The following is a 20,816-nucleotide window of genomic DNA, read 5'->3' as shown; positions in this document are numbered from 1 at the left end:
GGCCAGATGAAGTACGGATCCGCTTTTCATCTGGCTAAAAATATCCCGGAGCGCGAGGCAGAGCCTCGCAAATTACCTGCTACCCAGCCAAGGACGGCAGATAGAGCACGATACCAGGGAACGCCACCAACAACGCGATGGTGACGGCGTCTGCGATGAAAAACGGTGTCACGCCTTTGAAAACATCCTGAACGCTCAGGTCCGGGCGGACTCCTGCAACCACAAAGCAGTTGAGCCCAATGGGTGGGGTTATCAGGCAGAACTCGGCCATTTTCACCACAAGAATACCGAACCAGATGGCGCACATCGGGCCAGACATCCCAAAGGCGCTTTCAGCCGCGCTGACGGTTTCACCGCCATTCAAGGCCATTACTGCGGGGTAGACCACCGGTAACGTCAGCAGCAGCATCCCGATGGCGTCCATGAACATGCCCAGAACCGCGTAAGCCAGCAGGATGCAGATCAGGATCAGCATTGGCGACATCTCAAGCGATGTGATCCAGTCCGAGAATGCCCCGGGCAGATCCGCGAACCCGAGGAACCGAACATAGATCAGAACCCCCCAGATGATCGAGAAGATCATGGCCGTCAGCTTTGCTGTTTCCAGCAGGGCCGATTTCAGCTCGGTCCAGCGCATTCCGTGAAACAGCGCAAAACAAAAGACGATAAAGGCTCCGATCGCGCCGCCTTCGGTGGGGGTGCCCCAGGCCTTGTCGCCAAAAGGGTTGTAGACGAAGCAGATGATGATGAGGATCACGGCGACGATTGGGAACGCACCGGGCAGTGCCGCAAAGCGCTGCTTCCAAGTGAACCCAGTAACGGGTGGACCAACTGATTTGAAGATCACGGCGATGCCAACGATCAGCAGACCGTAAATGACCGCTGAAAATGCGCCGGGGATGAAACCGGCCAACAGCAGTTTGCCGACATCCTGTTCAACGATGATCGCATAGATCACCAGAATCGCAGATGGCGGGATCAGCGAGGCCAGCGTTCCGCCAGCAGCGACTACGCCGGCCGCGAATTGTTTATTGTATCCGACCTTCAGCATCTCGGGGATGGCGATGCGCGCAAACACGGCAGAAGTGGCGACCGAAGCGCCCGACACTGCCGCAAAGCCAGCCGTGGCGAAGACGGTGGACACCGCCAACCCGCCGGGCACCCAGGCGACCCAGCGTTTGGCAGCTTCAAATAGCGCTCGGGTCAGACCTGCATAGTAGGCAAGATAGCCAATCAGGATAAAGGTCGGGATCAGGCTGAGCGTATGGGCCGCAACCTTGGAATGAGGCACCTGCCCCGCCGTTTTGACAGCCACGGTCAGTGCTTTGCCAAAGCGGTCGGGATCATAGCCGAACTTGGCCCAGAAAATCCAGACCAGCCCAACCAGACCTGCCAAACCTGCCGCAAAGGCCACGCGCATCCCAGTGACGACCAGAACCAGAAGGCCGCCTGTGACCCACAGGCCGATATCAATCGTGTCCATCTAGTCCTGCCCTTCGAATTGCTCGGCCTCGGCAGCCGCCTGGGCGGCGACATCCTGTATCAGCGGCACGGCCACTGGTTTCTCCAGCCCTAAGACAAAGGCGCGGCCATAACCCCAGATTTGCAGGATCAGCCGCAAGCAAAGCACCGAGAAAGCAACCGGAGCCAACAGTTTGGCAGGCCAGAGCGGAATACCGATGTCGATTGAGCTGTCACGGCTCCACAACGGTGCGCCAAAGTCGAACGAGCGGTCGAAATGGGACCAGCTGCCCCAGACAAGGGCTAGCATCAGAACAAGGATCAATACGACCGAGATCAGTTCGAACAGCCACAGCGCCCGCCCGTGCAGGCGCGAGATGACGATATCCATTCGGATGTGCCCGCCATCCCGCTGGACAAAGGAAATGCCAAGGAACGCGATCAGTGGCATGGCCTGTTCGATCCAGTCCACATAGCCAGGCAAAGGTGCGTTGAACGCGTTACGCCCGCTAACCGATACCACGGCCAAAACCATCAGCCCAAATACAGCTATCCCACTGATCAGGGCAAGGAATCGTTCCAATCGCAATAATTGATGATCCAGACGGCTGAGACGACTGCCATCCTCAAGCACCGTGGCCTGTCCTGCCATGCCGGTGATCCCCTATTGTCTTTATGGGTGTCCGGGCGCCGATGAGGCACCCGGACGATACGATCAGTTGCCGCCGCGCTGTTGTTTCAGCGTGGCCTGAACGAGATCATAGAGGTCCTGCGCAGGCAGACCTTGGGCCGACATGTCCGCTATCCACTGCTCGCGGATCGGATCTGCCGCCTTGGTACGGAACTCTTCGATCACCGCATCGTCGATTTCGACCTTTGCGACGCCCTTCTCGGATAGGACGCTGTCCCACTGTTCCAGCAGGCCACCATAGTTGGCGAGGTAATGATCAATCGCCTCATCAATCGAACTGTCCAGTGCCTCTCGATGTTCGGCCGGTAGGGCTTCATAGGCGTCGATATTTACTACCACCGGGCAGTTGACTGTGCCGGGGTTGAGGTTTGCGGTCCACCAATCAGCCTCGTTTATGGTGCCGAAAGACAGGTGAGCATGTTGGGCAAAGGCCACGGTGTCGACAACGCCCGATTCCATCGCATTGAACGCCTCGGTCGCGGGAACCGAGGTCGGGACACCTCCGACCGCTTCGAATGCCTGACCCAGACCACCGGTCGCACGCACACGCATGCCGTCGAAATCAGCCAACTTGTCACGCGGATCGCCGGTGCCGACCAGATTATACTGCGGCATGGGCGAGGTCATGATGATACGCGCGTTCCACTGAGCCATCTCATCTTTCACCGCCGGGTGATCGTAAACAGCGTGGCTGACGGCCACCTCTTCTTCCAGGTTGTTCACCCCGAGGAACGGTAGCTCCAGCACTGTGATGGCCCGGTTCTTGTCGCGATGATAGCCCGCGCAGAATTGCGCCATCTCGAACGCGCCGATCTCAATCCCATCGAGATTCTCGCGCGGTTTGGACAGGCCGCCATAGCTGACATTGATGGTGAACTCGCCATTAGTCTTTTCACTGACCAACTCGGCCAGTTTTTCAACGTGCTCAGTAAAGGCGCGGCGTTTACCCCAGACCGAAGCGCTCCATTCGGTTGCTGCGGCCTCAGACACGAAGGCGACGGTCAAAGCGGCAACAGCCGCACCGCTCAGCATCTTTTTCATTGTGATCTCTCCCTTTTTTGCGCCCCTTCCCCAGGGCGCTTGCAAGCAAAGCTAGCGCCAACATCTTAAAGTGCCAACCCCCAGAGCGGGACGCGTGCCCGTGTTCCTCGGTTCCGTTTGGCGCTAACAACTAAAAGATGAGTTTCAAATACCTATTGCCTATGGATCAGAAGCCAGCTGTCACGCTTTTCACTTGTTACAATCAACTATATGTTTCTATTTTATTTTTCATCCATTTTATAAATTTGTTTTCTAATTTGACAGGAATCAAGAAATTTATTTACAAACTAATCCTTAGTTTTCTGTAATTTATTCCCTTGTTTTCAGTTCTCCGTATTATTCGGTACGGGGAGGATGCGGGTCGACATTGCCAAATCAGCAGGCAAAATCGAGCCCGTCAATTTCAGTCCTAGAGGGAGGAGCCTCAGAATGACAACCGCTGCCCAGGCAGATGCCAAAGCTTATCCGCCAACTGCAGAAACCGTTGCGCGTGCACATGTCGATGCTGACAAATATTCCGAGATGTACGCAGCCTCCGTCAACGACCCTGTCGCCTTTTGGGGCGAGCAGGGAAAGCGTGTCGACTGGATCAAACCGTTCACGCAGGTCAAGGATGTCAGCTATGATTTCGGTTCGGTTGGCATCAACTGGTATGCTGATGGTACGCTGAACGTTTCGGCCAACTGCCTGGATCGCCATCTTGAAACACGCGGCGATCAGACCGCCATCATCTGGGAACCGGATGATCCAAACGACGCGGCTCAGCACATCACCTATGCCGAGTTGCACCGCCGCACCTGCCGGATGGCCAACATTCTGGAATCCTTGGGCGTGCGCAAAGGCGACCGCGTTGTCATCTACCTGCCGATGATCCCCGAAGCAGCCTATGCCATGTTGGCCTGCGCCCGTATTGGCGCCATCCACTCGATTGTTTTTGCGGGATTTTCTCCGGACGCATTGGCAGCGCGGATCAATGGGTGCGACGCCAAGGTTGTCATCACCGCGGATGAAGCCCCGCGCGGTGGCCGCAAAACCCCTCTGAAATCCAATGCAGATGCGGCATTGCTGCATTGCAAGGACACCGTCAAATGTCTGGTCGTCAAGCGCACCAATGGTCAAACCACTTGGATTGCCGATCGCGACTATGATTACAACGAAATGGCGCTTGAGGCAGACGATTATTGCGCCCCGGCTGAGATGAATGCCGAGGATCCTCTGTTCATCCTCTACACCTCCGGGTCGACCGGTCAGCCCAAGGGCGTCGTGCATACAACCGGCGGCTATCTTGTCTATGCCGCGCTGACTCATGAGGTCACGTTCGACTACCACGAGGGCGACATCTATTGGTGTACGGCGGATGTGGGCTGGGTCACGGGCCACAGCTATATCGTATATGGCCCGCTGGCCAACGGTGCGACGACGCTGATGTTCGAAGGCGTGCCCACCTATCCCGACGCCGGTCGTTTCTGGGAGGTGTGCGCCAAGCACAAGGTCAATCAGTTCTACACCGCCCCTACTGCGATCCGTGCCCTGATGGGTCAGGGCAATGAGTTCGTTGAAAAGCACGACCTCGGCGATCTGCGTCTGCTGGGCACTGTGGGTGAACCAATCAACCCAGAGGCGTGGAACTGGTACAATGATGTTGTCGGCAAGGGCAGATGCCCCATCGTAGACACTTGGTGGCAGACCGAAACCGGCGGCCACATGATGACCCCCCTGCCCGGCGCACATGCGACCAAGCCCGGCTCGGCGATGAAACCCTTCTTTGGCGTGCAGCCCGTGGTGCTGGATCCGCAATCCGGTGTCGAAATCAACGGCAACGGCGTTGAGGGTGTTTTATGCATCAAGGACAGCTGGCCCGGTCAGATGCGCACCGTCTGGGGCGACCATGAACGGTTCGAGAAGACCTATTTCTCGGATTACAAAGGCTACTACTTCACCGGCGACGGTTGTCGTCGGGATGAAGACGGCGATTACTGGATCACAGGCCGCGTCGATGACGTGATCAACGTCTCGGGCCACCGTATGGGCACGGCCGAGGTCGAAAGTGCACTGGTAGCACATGCTGCCGTGGCCGAGGCCGCCGTGGTCGGCTACCCGCATGAAATCAAAGGGCAAGGCATCTATTGCTACGTCACCTTGATGAATGATCGTGAACCTTCGGATGAGCTGCTGAAAGAGCTGCGCACCTGGGTGCGGACCGAGATCGGGCCGATTGCTTCGCCAGACGTGATCCAATGGGCACCGGGCCTGCCGAAGACGCGCTCGGGCAAGATCATGCGTCGAATCCTGCGCAAGATCGCCGAGAATGACTTTGGCTCACTTGGCGACACCTCGACACTGGCCGATCCGTCGGTCGTCGAAGACCTGATCGAAAACCGGGCGAATAAGTGAGGGAATGATGGACGCTGCCGTTACCACCACCCCCGCTGTTCTGATCCTTCTCGGCCCTCCGGGCGCCGGGAAGGGCACGCAAGCCCGGATGCTGGAAGATAAATTCGGTCTGGTTCAGCTCAGCACCGGCGACCTGCTGCGTGAGGCCGTTGCCGCAGGCACCGAGGCAGGTAAAGCCGCCAAAGCCGTTATGGAAGCGGGCGATCTGGTCAGCGACGAGATCGTCATCGCCATCCTGCGCGACCGAATGGCCAAGCCGGATTGCCAGAAAGGGGTCATCCTTGATGGTTTCCCCCGCACCACCGTTCAGGCCAAGGCGCTGGATGGGCTGCTGGCCACATCGGATCAAAAGATCAGCGCCGCGATTAGTCTTGAGGTTCAGGACGCTGAAATGGTCGCGCGCATTTCGGGCCGTTACACCTGCGCCATGTGTGGAGAAGGCTATCACGACACGTTCAAAGTGCCCGCTGTTGAAGGCAAATGCGACAATTGCGGCGGCACCGAATTCAAGCGTCGCGCGGATGACAACGCGGAAACCGTTGCGTCGCGCCTGTCCGCGTATCACGCGCAGACGGCGCCGCTGATTGACTACTACCGGTCCCAAGGTGTGCTGCAAGGCATTGATGCCATGGGCCAAATCGACGCCATCGCCAACGACCTGCAAGGGCTTGTGCGCGGGGTCATGAGTTAAGGGGAGGAGATAAGCCCAAACCGGGCTTTGATCCTTAAAACAGAATACTTCAATGGACCCGCCTTGGCGGACCAGAGAAGTTTTGCCGGACGTCACGGGGCGTTTGGCACATTCGAGAAGCGGTCCAACGCACTGGAGGAGTTGGGCAACGGGCCGCCAACGAGGTAGCGAAGGAGGAACCCGCAATGGCGGATAACACCACAAACTCCGCGCAGACTGCCGAGGCCGACAAGGGCTATTGGCAGGCCAACCTGCGTCTCATCTACATCAGCCTCGCGATCTGGGCGCTGGTGTCTTTTGGATTCGGCATTCTGCTGCGTCCGCTGCTGTCCGGCATCTCGGTTGGCGGCACCGATCTGGGCTTTTGGTTTGCCCAGCAGGGATCGATCCTGGTCTTTTTGGTGCTGATCTTCAACTACGCCTGGCGCATGAACAAGCTGGACGCCGAACACGGCGTGGAAGAAGACTAAGGGAGAGCGGGGATTATGGATCAGTTTACCATCAACCTGCTGTTTGTTGGCGCGTCCTTTGCGCTATACATCGGCATCGCGATCTGGGCCCGAGCGGGGTCCACATCTGAATTCTACGCCGCTAATCGCGGCGTTCACCCGGTCACCAACGGTATGGCGACTGCGGCGGACTGGATGTCCGCAGCCTCGTTCATCTCGATGGCAGGCCTGATTGCCTTCACCGGCTATGACAACTCGACCTTCCTGATGGGTTGGACCGGTGGCTACGTGCTGCTGGCTCTGCTGCTTGCCCCATACCTGCGTAAGTTCGGCAAGTTCACCGTTTCGGAATTCATCGGCGACCGCTTCTACAGCCAGACTGCCCGTATCGTTGCGGTGATCTGTCTGATCGTTGCGTCGGTTACCTACGTTATCGGCCAGATGACCGGCGTTGGCGTGGCCTTTGGCCGCTTCCTTGAGGTTTCCAACACCTCGGGTCTGCTGATCGGTGCAGCTGTCGTGTTCGCATATGCGGTGTTTGGTGGGATGAAAGGCGTGACCTACACTCAGGTCGCTCAGTACTGCGTTCTGATCACTGCCTATACCATCCCGGCAATCTTCATCTCGCTGCAACTGACCGGCACGCCTGTTCCGGCGCTGGGTCTGTTTGGTGACACTGCAAGCGGTGAGCCCCTGCTGACCAAGCTGGATGCCATCGTGACCGAGTTGGGTTTCAACGAATACACCACCCACCACTCGAACACGCTGAACATGGTGCTGTTCACCCTGTCGCTGATGATCGGTACTGCGGGTCTGCCCCACGTCATCATGCGCTTCTTCACCGTACCGAAAGTGTCTGACGCACGTTGGTCCGCTGGCTGGGCGTTGGTCTTCATCGCGCTGCTGTACCTGACCGCTCCTGCTGTTGGTGCCATGGCCCGTTTGAACATCAGTGAAATGATGTGGCCGAATGGTGGCATCGAAGGTGGCGCTGTTTCGGTTGAACAGATCGACAATGACGCGCGCTATGACTGGATGGCCACGTGGCAGAAAACCGGTCTGCTGGACTGGGAAGACAAGAACGGCGACGGCAAAATCCAGTACTACAATGACAAGTCGGACGCTCTGAACGCGATTGCAGAAGAAAAAGGCTGGGCGGGCAACGAACTGACCAAGTTCAACCGTGACATCCTGGTTCTGGCCAACCCCGAGATCGCCAACCTGCCAGGTTGGGTGATCGGTCTGGTCGCTGCCGGCGGTCTTGCCGCTGCTCTGTCGACCGCTGCGGGCCTGCTGCTCGCAATCTCGTCGGCTGTGTCTCACGACCTGATCAAGGGCGCGATCAACCCGCAGATCTCGGAAAAAGGCGAGCTTCTGTCGGCGCGGATCGCAATGGCAGTCGCCATCGCCGTGGCAACCTGGCTGGGTCTTAACCCTCCGGGCTTCGCGGCGCAGACGGTGGCATTGGCCTTCGGTCTTGCAGCGGCCTCGATCTTCCCGGCGCTGATGATGGGGATCTTCTCGACCCGCATCAACAACACCGGCGCGGTCGCGGGTATGCTGGCTGGTCTGGTCGTCACCTTGGTCTACATTTTCCTGCACAAGGGCTGGCTGTTCATTCCGGGCACCAACTCGTTCACCGATGCTGACCCGCTGCTGGGTCCGATCAAGTCGACCTCGTTCGGCGCGATCGGTGCCATGGTCAACTTTGCCGTCGCCTACTTTGTAGCCGGCGCGACCAAGGAGACCCCGCAGGAGATCAAAGATATGGTCGAAAGCATCCGCATTCCCCGTGGCGCGGGTGCAGCTCAGGATCACTGAGCCCTGATGCGGCCCATTGGCCCATTGCCAAAGGCCGCGTCTTTCGACTGACTACTCCCGCCCGGCACACCACCGGGCGGGATTTTTCAACCCGAAACCGAGGAGTAGCCCATGCCCCTGTCCCATGACGAGATCACCCGGTTTCTGAAATCCGTCCATCCCTATGACGCCCTGCCCCACGACCTGCTGGATTCTGTCGCGCAACAGATCGAGGTCTGGGAGGTCGAAGAGGATTCTCCAATCTATGAGCTGGGCCATACCCTGCCCGGCGTCTTTGTGATTTACGAAGGACAGGTTGAGATCAAGGATGAGAACGACGCCGTGGTCTCTCATCTGGGATTGCGCAATTCCTTTGGCGAACGGGGCCTGTTGAAGGACGGCAAGGCGCTCACCAAGGCCAAAACGCACGCGCCTTCAGTACTGTTGGTTCTGCCGTCTGATCTGGTGCGCGCATTGATTGACGAGCATTCGGTTGTCGCAAAGTTCTTTAACCGCACCCGTGATGCGCGCCAGGGCCCGCAAAGTCTGGCGACAAGCGCCATCGACGTGCTGATGGCACACAACCCTGCCACCTGCCCGCCGGACACACTGGTCCGTGAAGCTGCGCAGGCGATGCGGGACAAACATATCTCATCACTTTGCGTGACCGAGGGGGACGCGCTGCGCGGGATCGCCACGTTGCGCGATATCTCGGGCAAGTTCGTGGCCGATGGGATGCCCGGCGACACCCCCATTTCAGCCATCATGACCGCCGATCCCATCACCCTGTCCCCATCCGATATCGGGTCAGACGTTCTGCACATCATGATGGAGCGCGGCATTGGCCATATCCCGATTTCCGAAGGCGGTCGTCTGGTCGGTATAGTGACGCAGACCGACCTGACCCATTATCAGGCCGTCAACTCTGCCGAGTTGGTCCGGCGGATCGCGTCGGCGCAGACCGCCCAGCAGATGGCTGACGTGACCGATGAAATCCCGCAGCTTCTGGTACAGCTCGTCGCCGCCGGGAACCGACATGAGATCGTCACACGCCTGATCACCGATATCGCGGATACGGCGACGCGTCGATTGTTACTGTTGGCGGAAGCCAAACTTGGCCCCCCGCCCGTGCCCTATCTGTGGCTGGCTTGCGGATCGCAAGGTCGACAAGAACAGACAGGCGTGTCGGATCAAGACAATTGCCTGATGCTGGATGACAGCGTGTCCGAAGGGGACATGTCCTATTTCCACGCGCTGGCCAAATTCGTCTCAGATGGGCTGGACACTTGTGGGTATTTCTATTGCCCCGGCGACATGATGGCGACGAACCCGCGCTGGTGCCAGCCGGTGCGCGTCTGGCGCGATTATTTCAAGGGCTGGATCGCCAAGCCTGATCCTGAGGCGCAGATGCTGGCTTCGGTCATGTTCGACCTGCGCCCTATCGGCGGCGCTTTCCACCTGTTCGACGACCTGCAAGCCGATACGCTGGCTGCGGCGCGATCGAACTCGATCTTCGTGGCGCATATGATCTCGAACTCACTGAAACACACACCACCTCTGGGCCTGCTACGCGGCTTTGCCACCATCCGGTCGGGCGAGCACCGCAACACGCTGGATTTAAAACATAACGGCGTTGTGCCAGTGGTTGATCTGGCGCGGATTTACAGCCTGCAAGGCAAATTGCCGGAGGCCAACACCCGCGCGCGGCTGAAAGCGGCAGGATCGGCAGGTATCCTCAGTGCGTCCGGCGCGCGGGATCTGCTGGACGCCTATGACCTGATCGCTGAAACAAGGCTGGAACATCAGGTGCGTCTTGTGAAAGGCGACAAGAAACCGGATAACTTCCTGCCGCCATCGGACTTGTCAGACTTTGAGCGAAGTCATCTAAGGGACGCGTTTGTCGTGATAAAAACGATGCAATCAGCGGTTGGCCACGGAAAAGGAATGCTGGGGTAAACCGGCTGGAAATGGGAGAGACAGAATGTTCCTCGAACTGATCGCCACCATCTTTGCAGGCATTGCATTCGCCGGCGTGGTGATGGTGATAAACAAATTTACCGGCGGTCGTCTGCCCAAATGGGTCGCGCCGGTCGCTGCAGGGCTTGGGATGATCGCAATGACGATCTCGAGCGAGTATTCGTGGTACGACCGCACCAAAGACACACTGCCCGACGGGATGACCGTGGTGCAAGAGGTCGAAAGCCGCGCGCTATACCGTCCCTGGACCTATGCGGTACCCTTCGTGAACCGGTTTGCGGCGATTGACACCGTCTCGGTCCGCACAAACGAACAAGTGCCGGAACAGCGGCTGGTTGACCTCTATTTCTTTGGCCGCTGGGCACCCGTGTCCAAGTTGCCTGTTGCGGTCGATTGCGCGCAAAACCTGCGCGCCAATCTAGCCGACGGGGCAGAGTTCGGGGCTGATGGGCAGCTTGTGAATGCCGACTGGATCACCGGCACAACCGACGACCCCATCATCGAGGCCACCTGCGGAGTGTAACATGCTGACCCGGCTAAGCCTGCGCCTACGTATCTTCCTGTTCTTCTGCCTGCTGGCCGTTGGCGGAGTAGTCGTCAGCGCACTGGCACTGTGGATCAGTTACCGCCGCGTGGCCGACCCGGACCTGATCAACGCGTTCATTTTTGCTGAAATCATCATGGGTTTCGGCTTCGTTGCACTGATCGTTGCCGTCTGGCTTTTGTTCGATGACAACGTCGCCAAACCGATCGAGCGTCTGTCAGCGGAACTGCGGGCGCGTGCTCATGCGGGTGTCAGCTCGGACATGGACATGCAGGCCGCGCGCTATCTGGGCGATCTGGCCCCTGCGGCTGCAGGTCTAGCTGATCAGCTTTCAGAAAAGACCCTGAGTGTGGCCGAAGCCGTCGCCGCCGAAACCGCACATTTGGCCGCTGAAAAGCAACGATTGACCGCTTTGCTGACTGATATCCCGGTGGCCATGCTGCTGGCCAGTCCGACCCATAAGATCGTTCTTTATGATGGACAGGCGGCCGAGGTTCTGGCTCAGATTTCACATCCCCGCCTGAACGCGGCACTGTCGGAATATTTTCAACCTGAACCGCTGGAACATGCCTATGCCAAACTGGTCAAAACTGGGATCGAGGTCAGCTGCACGCTGACAAGCACCGACGGCACCCAGTCATTTGCGACCCGCATGAAGCCCTTGGGTGATGCGCCCGGATACATGCTGATATTCGATGACAGCGTCGCCAATATCGCGCCCGAAGCCTCACGCCCGCTGGTCTATGATTTCGCACTGATGAACTCGGAAGCCAACCGCGCGCTTGAGACGCTGGAACTGCGAGACCTGTGTTTTGTCGTCTTCGACACCGAGACCACAGGTCTATTGCCGCACAAGGATGAGATCGTGCAAATCGGCGCTGTTCGGGTGGTGAATGGTCGGATCATCGAAGGCGAACAGTTGGATATGCTGGTTGATCCGGAGATGCCAATCCCGCCGGCCTCGACCAAGGTGCATAAAGTGACGAATGCCATGGTCCAGGATGCGCCCAAGATTGCCGAGGCAGGCCGCGTGTTCCATCAATTCGCGCGGGACGCCGTGATCGTGGCCCACAATGCGCCCTTCGACATGGCCTTTTTGCGCCGCCATGCCAACCAGATGAGCGTCGCATGGGATCACCCCATTCTGGACACGGTCTTGCTGTCCGCCGTGCTGTTCGGGGCCAGCGACAAACACACACTGGACGCGCTGTGTGAGAGGCTGGATATCACCATTCCGGACGCTTTGCGTCACACCGCCTTGGGCGACGCCGTCGCCACGGCTGAGGCTCTGGTTCGTATGCTGCCCATGTTACAAGCGCGCGGCATGAACACGTTCGGTGCGGTTATCGAGGCGACGCGTCAGCATGGGCGCTTGCTGGAAGACCTGAACTAAGCTGGAAAATAAATCGGTTAAACACAGCTTTTCGTGGACAATCCCACCGGGTCGTGGCACCTGAGGCCCGGCCACTGAACGAGCGCGCAATGACGGAAACGACCTTTACCCCTACCCCGGATCAAAGCACCGCCTTCCGCGAGGCGTTGGGCTGTTTCGGAACTGGTGTCACAGTCGTTACTACCCACACCGAATTGGGTCCACGTGCGATCACGGTGAACTCGTTCTCCTCGGTCTCGCTGGACCCGCCTTTGGTGTTGTGGTGTCTGGCAAAGGATTCCAACCGGTTCGGTGCGTTTCATGACTGCCAGCACTATTCAATCCACGTTATGGCGCAAGATCAGCAGGATCAGGCGCTGAAATTCGCCCGTGACGGCGCGGATTTTTCCCACGCGGATTGGGCGCCGGATCACGCCAACCGCCCGCAACTGTCGAATTGCCTTGCCCGCTTTGACTGCCAACTTCACGCCCGGTACGAGGCCGGAGACCACCTGATCCTGATCGGAGAGGTCGAAAAAGTTATGTATCGCACCGGAAAAGGATTGATTTTCAAACGCGGTCAATTTGGCGGTTTTGCTGACCTGATTTAGTTTATTTTATGTATTCACTTATCGCGATCTAATATCGTACAACCCCGTACAATGATTGGAAGCAAGAAGAAAATCGTCTTTGTCCACATCCCCAAAACCGGCGGAAGTTCGGTTGCATGGGCGTTGCGAAAAGAATTTGACCGACCAAATCCCCTTCAGCGGTCGCTCAAAAGCCTCGACAAGAGGACTTTAAATACCGGGCTTTACCCAAAGTCGAAATTCCAACCTCTTCCAGTCCATGCGAAGGCGACAGACTACGTCCAGCATTTGGGTGACAGATATTGGGAAATGCATTCGCTCGCCTTTGTTCGGAACCCGTTCGACCTCCAGATTTCGTTGTTCAGCTATATACAGCAGACCGATATTCACCCCTTGCATAACGCGATTAAGGACATCAGTTTTCGAGAGTTTATTATTGAGTATTGTGGGACCGAATGTTCGCCAAACTGTCAATCGTCGTATGTGTTGGACCCGCAGGACCGCTGCATCGTCGGTACTGTTGGGCGTTTGGAAAACCTAAACGCTGATTTCCGGTCTTTTTGCTCCGAGATCGGCGTAAACGCGACATTGGACCATGAAAACAAGTCCAAGCGATCACGTAGAATCGCCGAGTACTACGACCCGGAACTAACAGAAATGGTCATCAATGCGTTTCGCCCGGATTTCGATTTGTTAGGTTACAGCACCGATCCGCATGACTTGTCCTATGCGCAGATGAAACTGGCCCAGCACCCTAGACTGCAACCGCATTTGTCAGTCGTCTAGCGAGCCATGTACGGCCAACGCCTCAAGCTGGGTTTCCTGCGGGGTGATGATGCGGAAAGCCTCATGCACACCGGTCTCGGATAGTTCACGGGCAACGGTCAGCAGGGTGTTGGGCGCATGTTCTTCGCACAGCTCGGACATATGGGTGATCTCTGATTGCGCCACGCCCAAGGCGGCTTCGACCGAAGGTGCGCCATAGAACTGCACGAAATGCTCGGCCAGGTTCTGCGCAATCTGGTCGATCTCGGAGGGTTCCACCTGCGTCACGGCCACGAATGTCACCCGGCCAAAGGTCTCAACGCCCAACCAACCGTTCGAGAACGCCTGCCGGGCCTTGCCCTCAAGATCGCCCTCGCCCCAGTTCGAAAACTCGAACCCGCCCGAGATACACCACTCGCCCGTGCGGGCCGGGGAATGAAATACGTTCATGTCGCTTTCGTCGAAATGGATCGCGCGGGCCAGTTTCATCTTTAGTTCTCCAGTAGATCCGTCAAGGGGCGCAGGGTTGTTTCGGCACCGTCGCGGATCAGCATTCCGAACCGCTCGTCGGCGCCCAGAAAGACACCTGTGTCATAGGGTTCGCCCACCCCGCGTAGCAGCCCCATCCATTCGGCGTGTAGCGGCGCATTTCCGTCTTCTTGCCAGCGGTTGAGCCATGTCAGCATGTGCCGCGACCAGCTTTCGACCAGTTGAGTCGGCGATACCTCGGCGCAGCCTTCGTCATAAAGCGCTGTGATATCTGGATTTTCGCCAGGCGCTTCGCTGGTTTGTATCAGCGCCAGTTCCCAGCCCACGATCAGCCAGTCGGGTTCGGCCTCGGGCAAGGCAGCCGAGGCCGCGACCTGAAACATCCCGCACTTGGCCCCGTTCACACAGATCGGACCATCCCAGTCCAGATGCACCGCAACCTCGGGCGGTGCAAGGGCGCCAAGGGCGTTTTGAAAGCCCACGGCGCACAGAGGCAGCATCGCCATCGCGTCCTGAAGCGGAACCTCAGGTGCAAAGACGATAGCCACACGCAGGCGGTCCGCCTGAATGTTGTAGACCACCGTTCCCGCGTCGCAGCCCAACGCGGCCATGGCTTGCGCGCGCTGAAACGGATCCTCGCCGCCTTGCACCGGGTGGCCGACAAGCAGCGGAGGGAACACGGGTTCCGTCATGCGCTGCCCTTAGCAATCAGGTCGCGGGCGATTTTGCGGAACGCGTCGGCCTGCGGGCTGTCGGGTTTGCTGACCACGATGGGCGCGCCTCCGTCCGCTGCCACGCGAATGTCCAGATGCAGAGGGATTTCCCCCAGCAGCGGAACACCCAGCGATTCAGCCTCGGACGCCACACCGCCATGGCCGAACACATGTTCCTCATGCCCGCAATTCGAGCAAATATGCGTGGACATGTTCTCGATCATGCCGACGATGGGCGTTTTCAACTGGTTGAACATGTCGATCCCCTTGCGGGCATCGATCAAGGCGACGTCCTGCGGGGTCGAGACAACGATTGCGCCGTCTACCTGGAACTTTTGGCTCAGTGTAAGTTGCACATCACCGGTGCCGGGCGGAAGGTCAACGATCAGCACATCCAGCGCGCCCCACTGCACCTGGTTCATCATCTGCTGCAACGCGCCCATCAACATCGGACCTCGCCAGACAACCGCCTGCCCTTCGTTGGTCATCAGCCCCATCGACATCATGGTAACGCCGTGGTTGCGCAGCGGCAGGATCGTCTTTCCATCGGGGCTGGCCGGACGACCCGAGACGCCCAGCATCCGAGGCTGCGATGGGCCATAGACATCCGCGTCCAACAGACCCACGCGCCGTCCCTCAGCGGCCAGCGCGCAGGCAAGGTTCGCAGATACGGTGGATTTGCCGACCCCACCCTTGCCCGAAGCAACAGCGATGATCCGATCCACACCGGCCACTGGTTGAGGCCCGGTTTGCGCCGGTTTCGGCTTGGGTTTCAGATCCGGCGGCGCCTTGTCGGAATGCGCGGTCAGCATGGCCGAAACCTTGGCAACGCCATCCACCATCTGCGCGGCCTGCTCGGCCGTGGCGCGCACCGGCTCCATCTTGTCGGCGTGCTTAGGATCGATCTCCATCACAAAGCGTACGGCGTCGCCTTCGACGTTCAGCGCGCGCACGATACCAGCGCTGACAATGTCCTGACCCGACACCGGATCAGTGATCTTCTTGAGGTTCGCCAGAACCGCGTCACGAACACTCATGCCTGTAACCCTTTGATTTTCCCAACCATGTGGCTGCTGTTCATTGCATGTGTCTCCGTCTCATTCTGTTTATTTGACGCAATTGGGGCGCTGCCGCTAGGCTGACCCCATGCGCGTACTCCTTTTGTGCCTGAGCCTGACGCTCACCGCCACCCCCTCTTGGTCGCAAGAGGCGCTCGGGCTGACTGCCCCGCCCGAAGTTGCCGACTCTGGCCTGTTGCAACATATTCTTCCCCGCTTTTCTCTCAAGACCGGGATACGGGTTATTGCCGATGACGCGGGCGTTTTGGTGTTGGAAAGCGGCCCTCCCGGTGATCCGGTCTTTGCCCGCGATGGGGTGATATACCACCTGCGCATCGGGGACGACACCAAACACGAACGGTTCCGCGACTGGCTGCTGTCGGATATCGGCAAACGCACGGTCGAAGGGTTCGCCCCCGACAATGGCACGCCGTTTTCGGCCGAGTTCGAGATCGCCGCCGTGCAGGAAGAAACCGTGATCGACGGCGATGCCCTGTTGGGCGAGGAACTGTCTATGACCCATTGCGGGCGATGCCACGTGATCGGCCCACAAAACCGCATGAACGGGCTGGGCTCGACGCCATCCTTTGCCGTACTGCGTGCGATGCCGGACTGGTCGGAACGGTTCGAGGCGTTTTTTGCCCTGAACCCGCATCCGGCCTTTACCCAGATCGACGGGCTGACACCGCCCTTCGACCCGGAACGCCCCTCGCCCATTCATCCGGTCGAGATAACGCTGGACGAGCTGGATGCGATATTGGCCTTTGTCTCGGTCATTCGCGCCGCTGATCTGGGCGCTCCGCTGCAACTTCAGTGATCCTTCCTTTTTGAGAAGTAGTCCTCGGTCGTGACCACCTTCGGGCGCGGCGCGGATTGGAACGGATTGTCCTGATGTTGAAACTGCGCGTTCACTCGGCAATTGTCGCACATCTGGATCATCCGCGCCTGCTCCGAGGTGGCGAACATTGGATGCGTGCCCGACAGCTTCTCCATGATCCGTTCGACCGTGGATTTAACGCCGAACAGCGCGCCGCATTCGACACAGGCAAAGGGCTCTTCCTCGTTCAACACCTGCTGAGACAAGGCGGCATCGCTCAGGTCCAGTTGCGGGACCAGCGTGATCGCGTCCTCGGGGCAGATTGTTCGGCACATGCCGCATTGCAAACAAGCATCCTGCTGGAAGTTCAGCTGCGGCATATCCGGGTTGTCGATCAGCGCCCCCGACGGGCAGAGCGACACGCAACTCAGACACAGCGTGCAACTGTCTGTATTCACGGCCACCGCGCCGTAAGGCGCATCTTCGGGCAATGGCAGCGGAGCATCGGCCTGAGGATTAAGCGCCTGCGCGGCCAAGCGCGCGATTTGACGCCGATTTCCCAAGGGCAGCACCGGATCGGCCAAAGGCGCGGTGATGTCCTGCGCATAGAGTTCGTCAGACATGGCATCCGGATCGGCCTGATCAATCAAGCCGAGCTTCCCCGCACCTGCAATGGCCTCAGCCAATGCCAGTTCACGATCCAGCGCGTCACGCTCGGTCGTGGGGGCCAGCAACACATCCACACGGGCAAATCCATGGGCCAGCGCAGCCAGCATTTCGGAATGGCCAAAGCCCGAGATCACATTCAGTTCCAATGGAATCACGTCGGCAGGCAGACCACGACCAAAGCGGGCGGACAGTCGGATCATTTCAGCCCCGTGGGCATCATGAACCAGCAGCCGGGGCGCTTGTCCCTCGGCCCGTCGATAAGTGCGCGCCAGAATGTGCATCCGGGACAAAAGTGCTGCAACCGGCGGGTCTTCGTAGGTGATCGCTGTCGAGGGGCAGACCGCAGCGCATTCTCCGCATCCGGCGCAGATCATAGGGTCGATTGACACGTGTTCGCCCGCAGAGGTGATCGCACCGGTTGGGCAGATGTCCAGGCAGTTAGAACACCCTACCTGTTCGGCGCGGGAATGGGCGCAGAGAGTTTCCTCCATCCGAACATAAAGCGGTTTTTCAAAGGTGCCGACCAGTTGCGCCGCTTCAAAGGCCAGACGTTCCACAGCGACGGTATCCTTGGGATCGGCCCTCAGATACCCTTCGCGCTTGGCGGGGGCCTGCACGAAAGGCGTGTCCCCGGTCAGGTCCAGAACGATATCGCAGGATGAGCCCGCCCCGTCGCGCGGTTCCGACCATGCAAAGGCTCCGCGTCCGCCGGGTTCTAACTGTTGCAGCGCATCCAGCCGCAGGGAAAATCCACTCAAAGCACCGGTCAGCGACCGAACACGCCCGCGCACCACATCGTAGGCCCGCGACATCGGCTCGCTATCGTCGGTGCTGAGGACCGTGACGGCCAAGGTCGACGACAGGCGCTCGGCCAGATCAAACGCAACTGCACCGGGGCCGATGATAAAACACGTGCCTTCGCTGACGACATCCACGCTGGGCGTGATCGGCTGCGGCAACAGCGCCTCGGCAGCCAGCGCTGCCATCTTGGGGGCGGCATCAGCGCCTTCATCCGACCATCCCGCGCGGTCTCGTAGATCGACGAAACCTGGGGCCTCGACCCCAAGCTCTTCGGCCAGGTTGCGAAAGACTTCCTGCTCTTGCCCACAGGCGACAATCACGTCACCGTCCTGCATAAGCTTCGCAGCTGTCTCCAATTCGCGCGTACACAGCGCCGTGTGGACCTTGGAACATGTCGCATCGCAAGCGGACGCAATCTTGGCTGCGTCCACGCGCTGAGTGCCCGCGCAGTCGCATAATAGTAGTTTGGTGCTCATATCCCCTCCCCGGATGTCGCGCCATCTCACAGCACAGTAGGCTGTATTCAGGGGACGGCAATGTAAACCCCATCGCAAACACGCCAAATCCAACCCCCGGACGCGCTAAACAACCCTGTTTTTCTACCGGGGAACAAGGCCCCTCACGAACTCGCTATCACCGTATGCGACTAAAGTCGTAGTGCTTGGGCTTGGCAGAAGATCATTTTGTGTACCATAGTGGACATGGGGAAGGCAGGGGAGAGCCTTCCGGGGAGGAATACGTGGCGAAGGCCGCTCATCAAATTGAAATGCCAATTGGCGTCGTCGTGCGCAAAACGCCCGGAGTCACTCGCTGGGCGAAATGGAACTGGCGCGCCGTCGCGGTTTTGCCCGGTGCCGGTCCTGCGGACTGGCACGAGATGCGCCGTGAAGGGGAGGCTGTAGAATACCACGCAGCAACCCTGCCCCTGACGTTGTGGGCGGATGAGACCGAGGCGTATATGGTCAACCTGTCCGACGGCACGCCTTCGATTTACCTTGTGCTGCGCGATGCGCTGGACGGGCAGCGCCCGATGGATGCTGTGCTGGTTACTGCCTCACCCTATGAAGGGCAGGATTACGCGGATACCGGTGAAGAAATTGTCGAGAAAATTCCAATGACCGACGGGTTGATCGCCTGGGTGCGGGATTTTGCGTTGGAACATCACCGCGATGAGGTCTTTATCAAACGCAAGCGCGACAAGAAACGCACTGATCTGGTCGAAGATGGCAAAGGCGATGCGCGCATCCGACAAACGTCCGATGTTTACCGCGCCCCGCGGAGGATCATCCAATGACCGAAGCCCGCGATTTCTGGTCCCGCCGCAAAGCCGCCGTTCAGGCCGAGGCTGACGCAGAAGTAATCGCAGCAGAAGAACAGGTGATCGCAGACCAGCGCGCCGAGCTTGAGGAAAAGACCGACGCCGAGATTCTGGCCGAGCTCAACCTCCCCGATCCCGATCAATTGCAAGCGGGCGATGACGTCTCGGGCTTTATGGCCAAAGCCGTTCCCGATCGTCTTCGCCGCCGTGCCCTGCGCAGGTTGTGGCGACTGAACCCGGTATTGGCCAATGTAGACGGCTTGGTGGATTATGGTGAGGACTACACCGATGCGGCCTGTGTGATCGAAAACCTTCAGACCGCCTATCAGGTCGGCAAGGGTATGCTTGCTCATGTCGAAGCGCTGGCCGCCAAGGCCGAAGCCGAGGCGGAAGATTCCGATATCGAGGTCGAGGCCGAGGAACCTCAGCCAGCACCCGAAGAAATCGACCTGCCCGACCCAGAGCCCGTTCTCGTGGCGGAAATAGAACCTAACGCGCCAGAGGAGGCGGAAGCCGCCCCTGCCCCGCGCCGCATGAAATTTGAATTCGAAGGATAACCGAATGACCGCAAGTGAAGCGCAACAGATGGATGTCTCGGCCGAGGATCGCCTGCGCGCGGATTTCTACAACTTTCTGGGCCTGCTGCTGGCCGGTCCGCCAGATCAGATGCTTCTGGACCAGATGGTGGGCCTCAGCGGCGATGACAGTGATCTGGGTCAGGCTATTCAGGCGATGGCTCGGGTGGCCAAAGTCACCAAACCTGCGGCTGCTGAACGTGAGTTCAACGCACTGTTCATTGGGTTAGGACGCGGAGAGCTTCTGCCCTATGCCAGCTTTTACCTGACCGGATTCCTGAACGAGAAACCATTGGCTCAGCTGCGCAATGACATGGCTGTGCGCGGTATTACCCGGGCGCAAAACGTCTATGAACCCGAAGACAACATCGCCTCGTTGATGGAGATGATGGCGGGGATGATCGTCGGTCGGTTCGGCACGCCTGCGTCTTTGGAAGACCAGAAAGCGTTCTGGAACAAACATATCGGCCCTTGGGCCACGCATTTCTATTCGGATTTGGAAGGCGCCGAGAACTCGGTCCTCTATGCCTCAGTCGGCACTGCCGGTCGGGTGTTCATGGAAATCGAGCGCGAAGCTTTCCGAATGTCGGCAGCGTGAGAC

Annotated in this window: 20 protein-coding genes; 13 read left to right on the top strand and 7 right to left on the bottom strand. The window is 58.8% G+C overall.

Going from position 1 to position 20,816, the window contains the following annotated elements; genetic code table 11:
- Positions 1-79 precede the first annotated feature (79 nt).
- The 3 genes from GOV79_RS02985 to GOV79_RS02975 form a co-directional block, all read right to left on the bottom strand.
- Entirely contained in the window at positions 80-1,483 is a 1,404-nt protein-coding gene (locus tag GOV79_RS02985; protein WP_170784520.1) for a TRAP transporter large permease, read from the bottom strand.
- Positions 1,484-2,113 (bottom strand): TRAP transporter small permease subunit, encoded by a 630-nt coding sequence (locus GOV79_RS02980; RefSeq protein ID WP_170788537.1) that lies wholly within the window; start codon positions 2,111-2,113, stop codon positions 1,484-1,486.
- A gap of 63 nt (positions 2,114-2,176) precedes the next feature.
- Complete coding sequence (locus tag GOV79_RS02975) at positions 2,177-3,193, bottom strand: C4-dicarboxylate TRAP transporter substrate-binding protein (RefSeq protein ID WP_170784515.1); 1,017 nt, start codon at positions 3,191-3,193, stop codon at positions 2,177-2,179.
- A gap of 429 nt (positions 3,194-3,622) precedes the next feature.
- Between GOV79_RS02975 and acs the strand changes: the two genes are divergently transcribed.
- The 9 genes from acs to GOV79_RS02930 all read left to right on the top strand — a co-directional run bounded on the left by acs (position 3,623) and on the right by GOV79_RS02930 (position 13,796).
- Complete coding sequence (gene acs / locus GOV79_RS02970) at positions 3,623-5,587, top strand: acetate--CoA ligase (RefSeq protein WP_170788536.1); 1,965 nt, start codon at positions 3,623-3,625, stop codon at positions 5,585-5,587.
- 7 nt (positions 5,588-5,594) lie between these two features.
- Positions 5,595-6,278, top strand: coding sequence for an adenylate kinase (locus tag GOV79_RS02965; RefSeq protein ID WP_170788535.1), 684 nt, complete (start codon positions 5,595-5,597; stop codon positions 6,276-6,278).
- A 185-nt stretch (positions 6,279-6,463) separates the two neighbouring features.
- Positions 6,464-6,748, top strand: a complete 285-nt coding sequence (locus tag GOV79_RS02960; protein ID WP_170769493.1) for a DUF4212 domain-containing protein — start codon at positions 6,464-6,466, stop codon at positions 6,746-6,748.
- Between the two features lie 15 nt (positions 6,749-6,763).
- Positions 6,764-8,548 (top strand): sodium:solute symporter family protein, encoded by a 1,785-nt coding sequence (locus tag GOV79_RS02955; protein ID WP_170769492.1) that lies wholly within the window; start codon positions 6,764-6,766, stop codon positions 8,546-8,548.
- A 111-nt stretch (positions 8,549-8,659) separates the two neighbouring features.
- On the top strand, positions 8,660-10,483 hold the full coding sequence (locus tag GOV79_RS02950; protein WP_170788534.1) for a DUF294 nucleotidyltransferase-like domain-containing protein: 1,824 nt from the start codon (positions 8,660-8,662) through the stop codon (positions 10,481-10,483).
- A gap of 25 nt (positions 10,484-10,508) precedes the next feature.
- Positions 10,509-11,027 carry a hypothetical protein gene (locus GOV79_RS02945; protein ID WP_170788533.1) on the top strand — a complete coding sequence of 173 codons (519 nt, stop codon included), beginning with the start codon at positions 10,509-10,511 and terminating at the stop codon, positions 11,025-11,027.
- A 1-nt stretch (position 11,028) separates the two neighbouring features.
- Entirely contained in the window at positions 11,029-12,441 is a 1,413-nt protein-coding gene (locus tag GOV79_RS02940) for a 3'-5' exonuclease (protein ID WP_170788532.1), read from the top strand.
- A gap of 89 nt (positions 12,442-12,530) precedes the next feature.
- Entirely contained in the window at positions 12,531-13,031 is a 501-nt protein-coding gene (locus tag GOV79_RS02935; protein WP_170788531.1) for a flavin reductase family protein, read from the top strand.
- A 51-nt stretch (positions 13,032-13,082) separates the two neighbouring features.
- On the top strand, positions 13,083-13,796 hold the full coding sequence (locus GOV79_RS02930; protein ID WP_170788530.1) for a sulfotransferase family 2 domain-containing protein: 714 nt from the start codon (positions 13,083-13,085) through the stop codon (positions 13,794-13,796).
- Here GOV79_RS02930 and GOV79_RS02925 read toward each other — a convergent pair.
- The 3 genes from GOV79_RS02925 to GOV79_RS02915 are packed head-to-tail and all read right to left on the bottom strand — an operon-like array spanning position 13,785 to position 16,014.
- On the bottom strand, positions 13,785-14,264 hold the full coding sequence (locus GOV79_RS02925) for a DUF6505 family protein (RefSeq protein WP_170788529.1): 480 nt from the start codon (positions 14,262-14,264) through the stop codon (positions 13,785-13,787). The genes GOV79_RS02930 and GOV79_RS02925 overlap by 12 nt on opposite strands.
- A 2-nt stretch (positions 14,265-14,266) precedes the next feature.
- The gene (locus GOV79_RS02920; protein WP_170788528.1) at positions 14,267-14,956 is read right to left on the bottom strand and encodes a biotin/lipoate--protein ligase family protein; all 690 of its coding nucleotides are present in this window, start codon (positions 14,954-14,956) and stop codon (positions 14,267-14,269) included.
- Complete coding sequence (locus GOV79_RS02915; RefSeq protein ID WP_170788527.1) at positions 14,953-16,014, bottom strand: Mrp/NBP35 family ATP-binding protein; 1,062 nt, start codon at positions 16,012-16,014, stop codon at positions 14,953-14,955. The genes GOV79_RS02920 and GOV79_RS02915 overlap by 4 nt, the downstream gene beginning before the upstream one ends.
- Positions 16,015-16,123: 109 nt before the next feature.
- Here GOV79_RS02915 and GOV79_RS02910 point away from each other — a divergent pair, with 109 nt between their 5' ends.
- The gene (locus GOV79_RS02910; RefSeq protein ID WP_170784495.1) at positions 16,124-16,852 is read left to right on the top strand and encodes a c-type cytochrome; all 729 of its coding nucleotides are present in this window, start codon (positions 16,124-16,126) and stop codon (positions 16,850-16,852) included.
- On the opposite strand, the gene GOV79_RS02905 is transcribed toward GOV79_RS02910, so the two are convergent.
- Entirely contained in the window at positions 16,846-18,798 is a 1,953-nt protein-coding gene (locus tag GOV79_RS02905) for a 4Fe-4S binding protein (RefSeq protein WP_170788526.1), read from the bottom strand. The two genes, GOV79_RS02910 and GOV79_RS02905, sit on opposite strands and share 7 nt — an antisense overlap.
- Before the next feature lie 263 nt (positions 18,799-19,061).
- Between GOV79_RS02905 and GOV79_RS02900 the strand changes: the two genes are divergently transcribed.
- From GOV79_RS02900 to GOV79_RS02890, 3 genes are read left to right on the top strand one after another with little or no spacing between them, the layout of a single operon-like run.
- Complete coding sequence (locus tag GOV79_RS02900) at positions 19,062-19,616, top strand: DUF3305 domain-containing protein (RefSeq protein WP_170788525.1); 555 nt, start codon at positions 19,062-19,064, stop codon at positions 19,614-19,616.
- Positions 19,613-20,197, top strand: a complete 585-nt coding sequence (locus tag GOV79_RS02895; RefSeq protein WP_170788524.1) for a DUF3306 domain-containing protein — start codon at positions 19,613-19,615, stop codon at positions 20,195-20,197. Before GOV79_RS02900 ends, GOV79_RS02895 begins: the two co-directional genes overlap by 4 nt.
- Positions 20,198-20,201: 4 nt before the next feature.
- The gene (locus GOV79_RS02890) at positions 20,202-20,813 is read left to right on the top strand and encodes a TorD/DmsD family molecular chaperone (protein WP_170788523.1); all 612 of its coding nucleotides are present in this window, start codon (positions 20,202-20,204) and stop codon (positions 20,811-20,813) included.
- The last annotated feature ends 3 nt before the right edge of the window (positions 20,814-20,816 follow it).

It is taken from the genome of Ruegeria lacuscaerulensis (assembly GCF_013034745.1).
Lineage (GTDB): Bacteria > Pseudomonadota > Alphaproteobacteria > Rhodobacterales > Rhodobacteraceae > Ruegeria > Ruegeria lacuscaerulensis_B.
This window is presented reverse-complemented; position numbering and strand designations above follow the sequence as displayed.

Coding starts and splice junctions, on each gene's coding strand:
- GOV79_RS02985 (WP_170784520.1), bottom strand. CDS start 1,483: ATGGACACGATTGATATCGGCCTGTGGGTCACAGGCGGCCTTCTGGTT.
- GOV79_RS02980 (WP_170788537.1), bottom strand. CDS start 2,113: ATGGCAGGACAGGCCACGGTGCTTGAGGATGGCAGTCGTCTCAGCCGT.
- GOV79_RS02975 (WP_170784515.1), bottom strand. CDS start 3,193: ATGAAAAAGATGCTGAGCGGTGCGGCTGTTGCCGCTTTGACCGTCGCC.
- acs (WP_170788536.1), top strand. CDS start 3,623: ATGACAACCGCTGCCCAGGCAGATGCCAAAGCTTATCCGCCAACTGCA.
- GOV79_RS02965 (WP_170788535.1), top strand. CDS start 5,595: ATGGACGCTGCCGTTACCACCACCCCCGCTGTTCTGATCCTTCTCGGC.
- GOV79_RS02960 (WP_170769493.1), top strand. CDS start 6,464: ATGGCGGATAACACCACAAACTCCGCGCAGACTGCCGAGGCCGACAAG.
- GOV79_RS02955 (WP_170769492.1), top strand. CDS start 6,764: ATGGATCAGTTTACCATCAACCTGCTGTTTGTTGGCGCGTCCTTTGCG.
- GOV79_RS02950 (WP_170788534.1), top strand. CDS start 8,660: ATGCCCCTGTCCCATGACGAGATCACCCGGTTTCTGAAATCCGTCCAT.
- GOV79_RS02945 (WP_170788533.1), top strand. CDS start 10,509: ATGTTCCTCGAACTGATCGCCACCATCTTTGCAGGCATTGCATTCGCC.
- GOV79_RS02940 (WP_170788532.1), top strand. CDS start 11,029: ATGCTGACCCGGCTAAGCCTGCGCCTACGTATCTTCCTGTTCTTCTGC.
- GOV79_RS02935 (WP_170788531.1), top strand. CDS start 12,531: ATGACGGAAACGACCTTTACCCCTACCCCGGATCAAAGCACCGCCTTC.
- GOV79_RS02930 (WP_170788530.1), top strand. CDS start 13,083: ATGATTGGAAGCAAGAAGAAAATCGTCTTTGTCCACATCCCCAAAACC.
- GOV79_RS02925 (WP_170788529.1), bottom strand. CDS start 14,264: ATGAAACTGGCCCGCGCGATCCATTTCGACGAAAGCGACATGAACGTA.
- GOV79_RS02920 (WP_170788528.1), bottom strand. CDS start 14,956: ATGACGGAACCCGTGTTCCCTCCGCTGCTTGTCGGCCACCCGGTGCAA.
- GOV79_RS02915 (WP_170788527.1), bottom strand. CDS start 16,014: ATGAGTGTTCGTGACGCGGTTCTGGCGAACCTCAAGAAGATCACTGAT.
- GOV79_RS02910 (WP_170784495.1), top strand. CDS start 16,124: ATGCGCGTACTCCTTTTGTGCCTGAGCCTGACGCTCACCGCCACCCCC.
- GOV79_RS02905 (WP_170788526.1), bottom strand. CDS start 18,798: ATGAGCACCAAACTACTATTATGCGACTGCGCGGGCACTCAGCGCGTG.
- GOV79_RS02895 (WP_170788524.1), top strand. CDS start 19,613: ATGACCGAAGCCCGCGATTTCTGGTCCCGCCGCAAAGCCGCCGTTCAG.
- GOV79_RS02890 (WP_170788523.1), top strand. CDS start 20,202: ATGACCGCAAGTGAAGCGCAACAGATGGATGTCTCGGCCGAGGATCGC.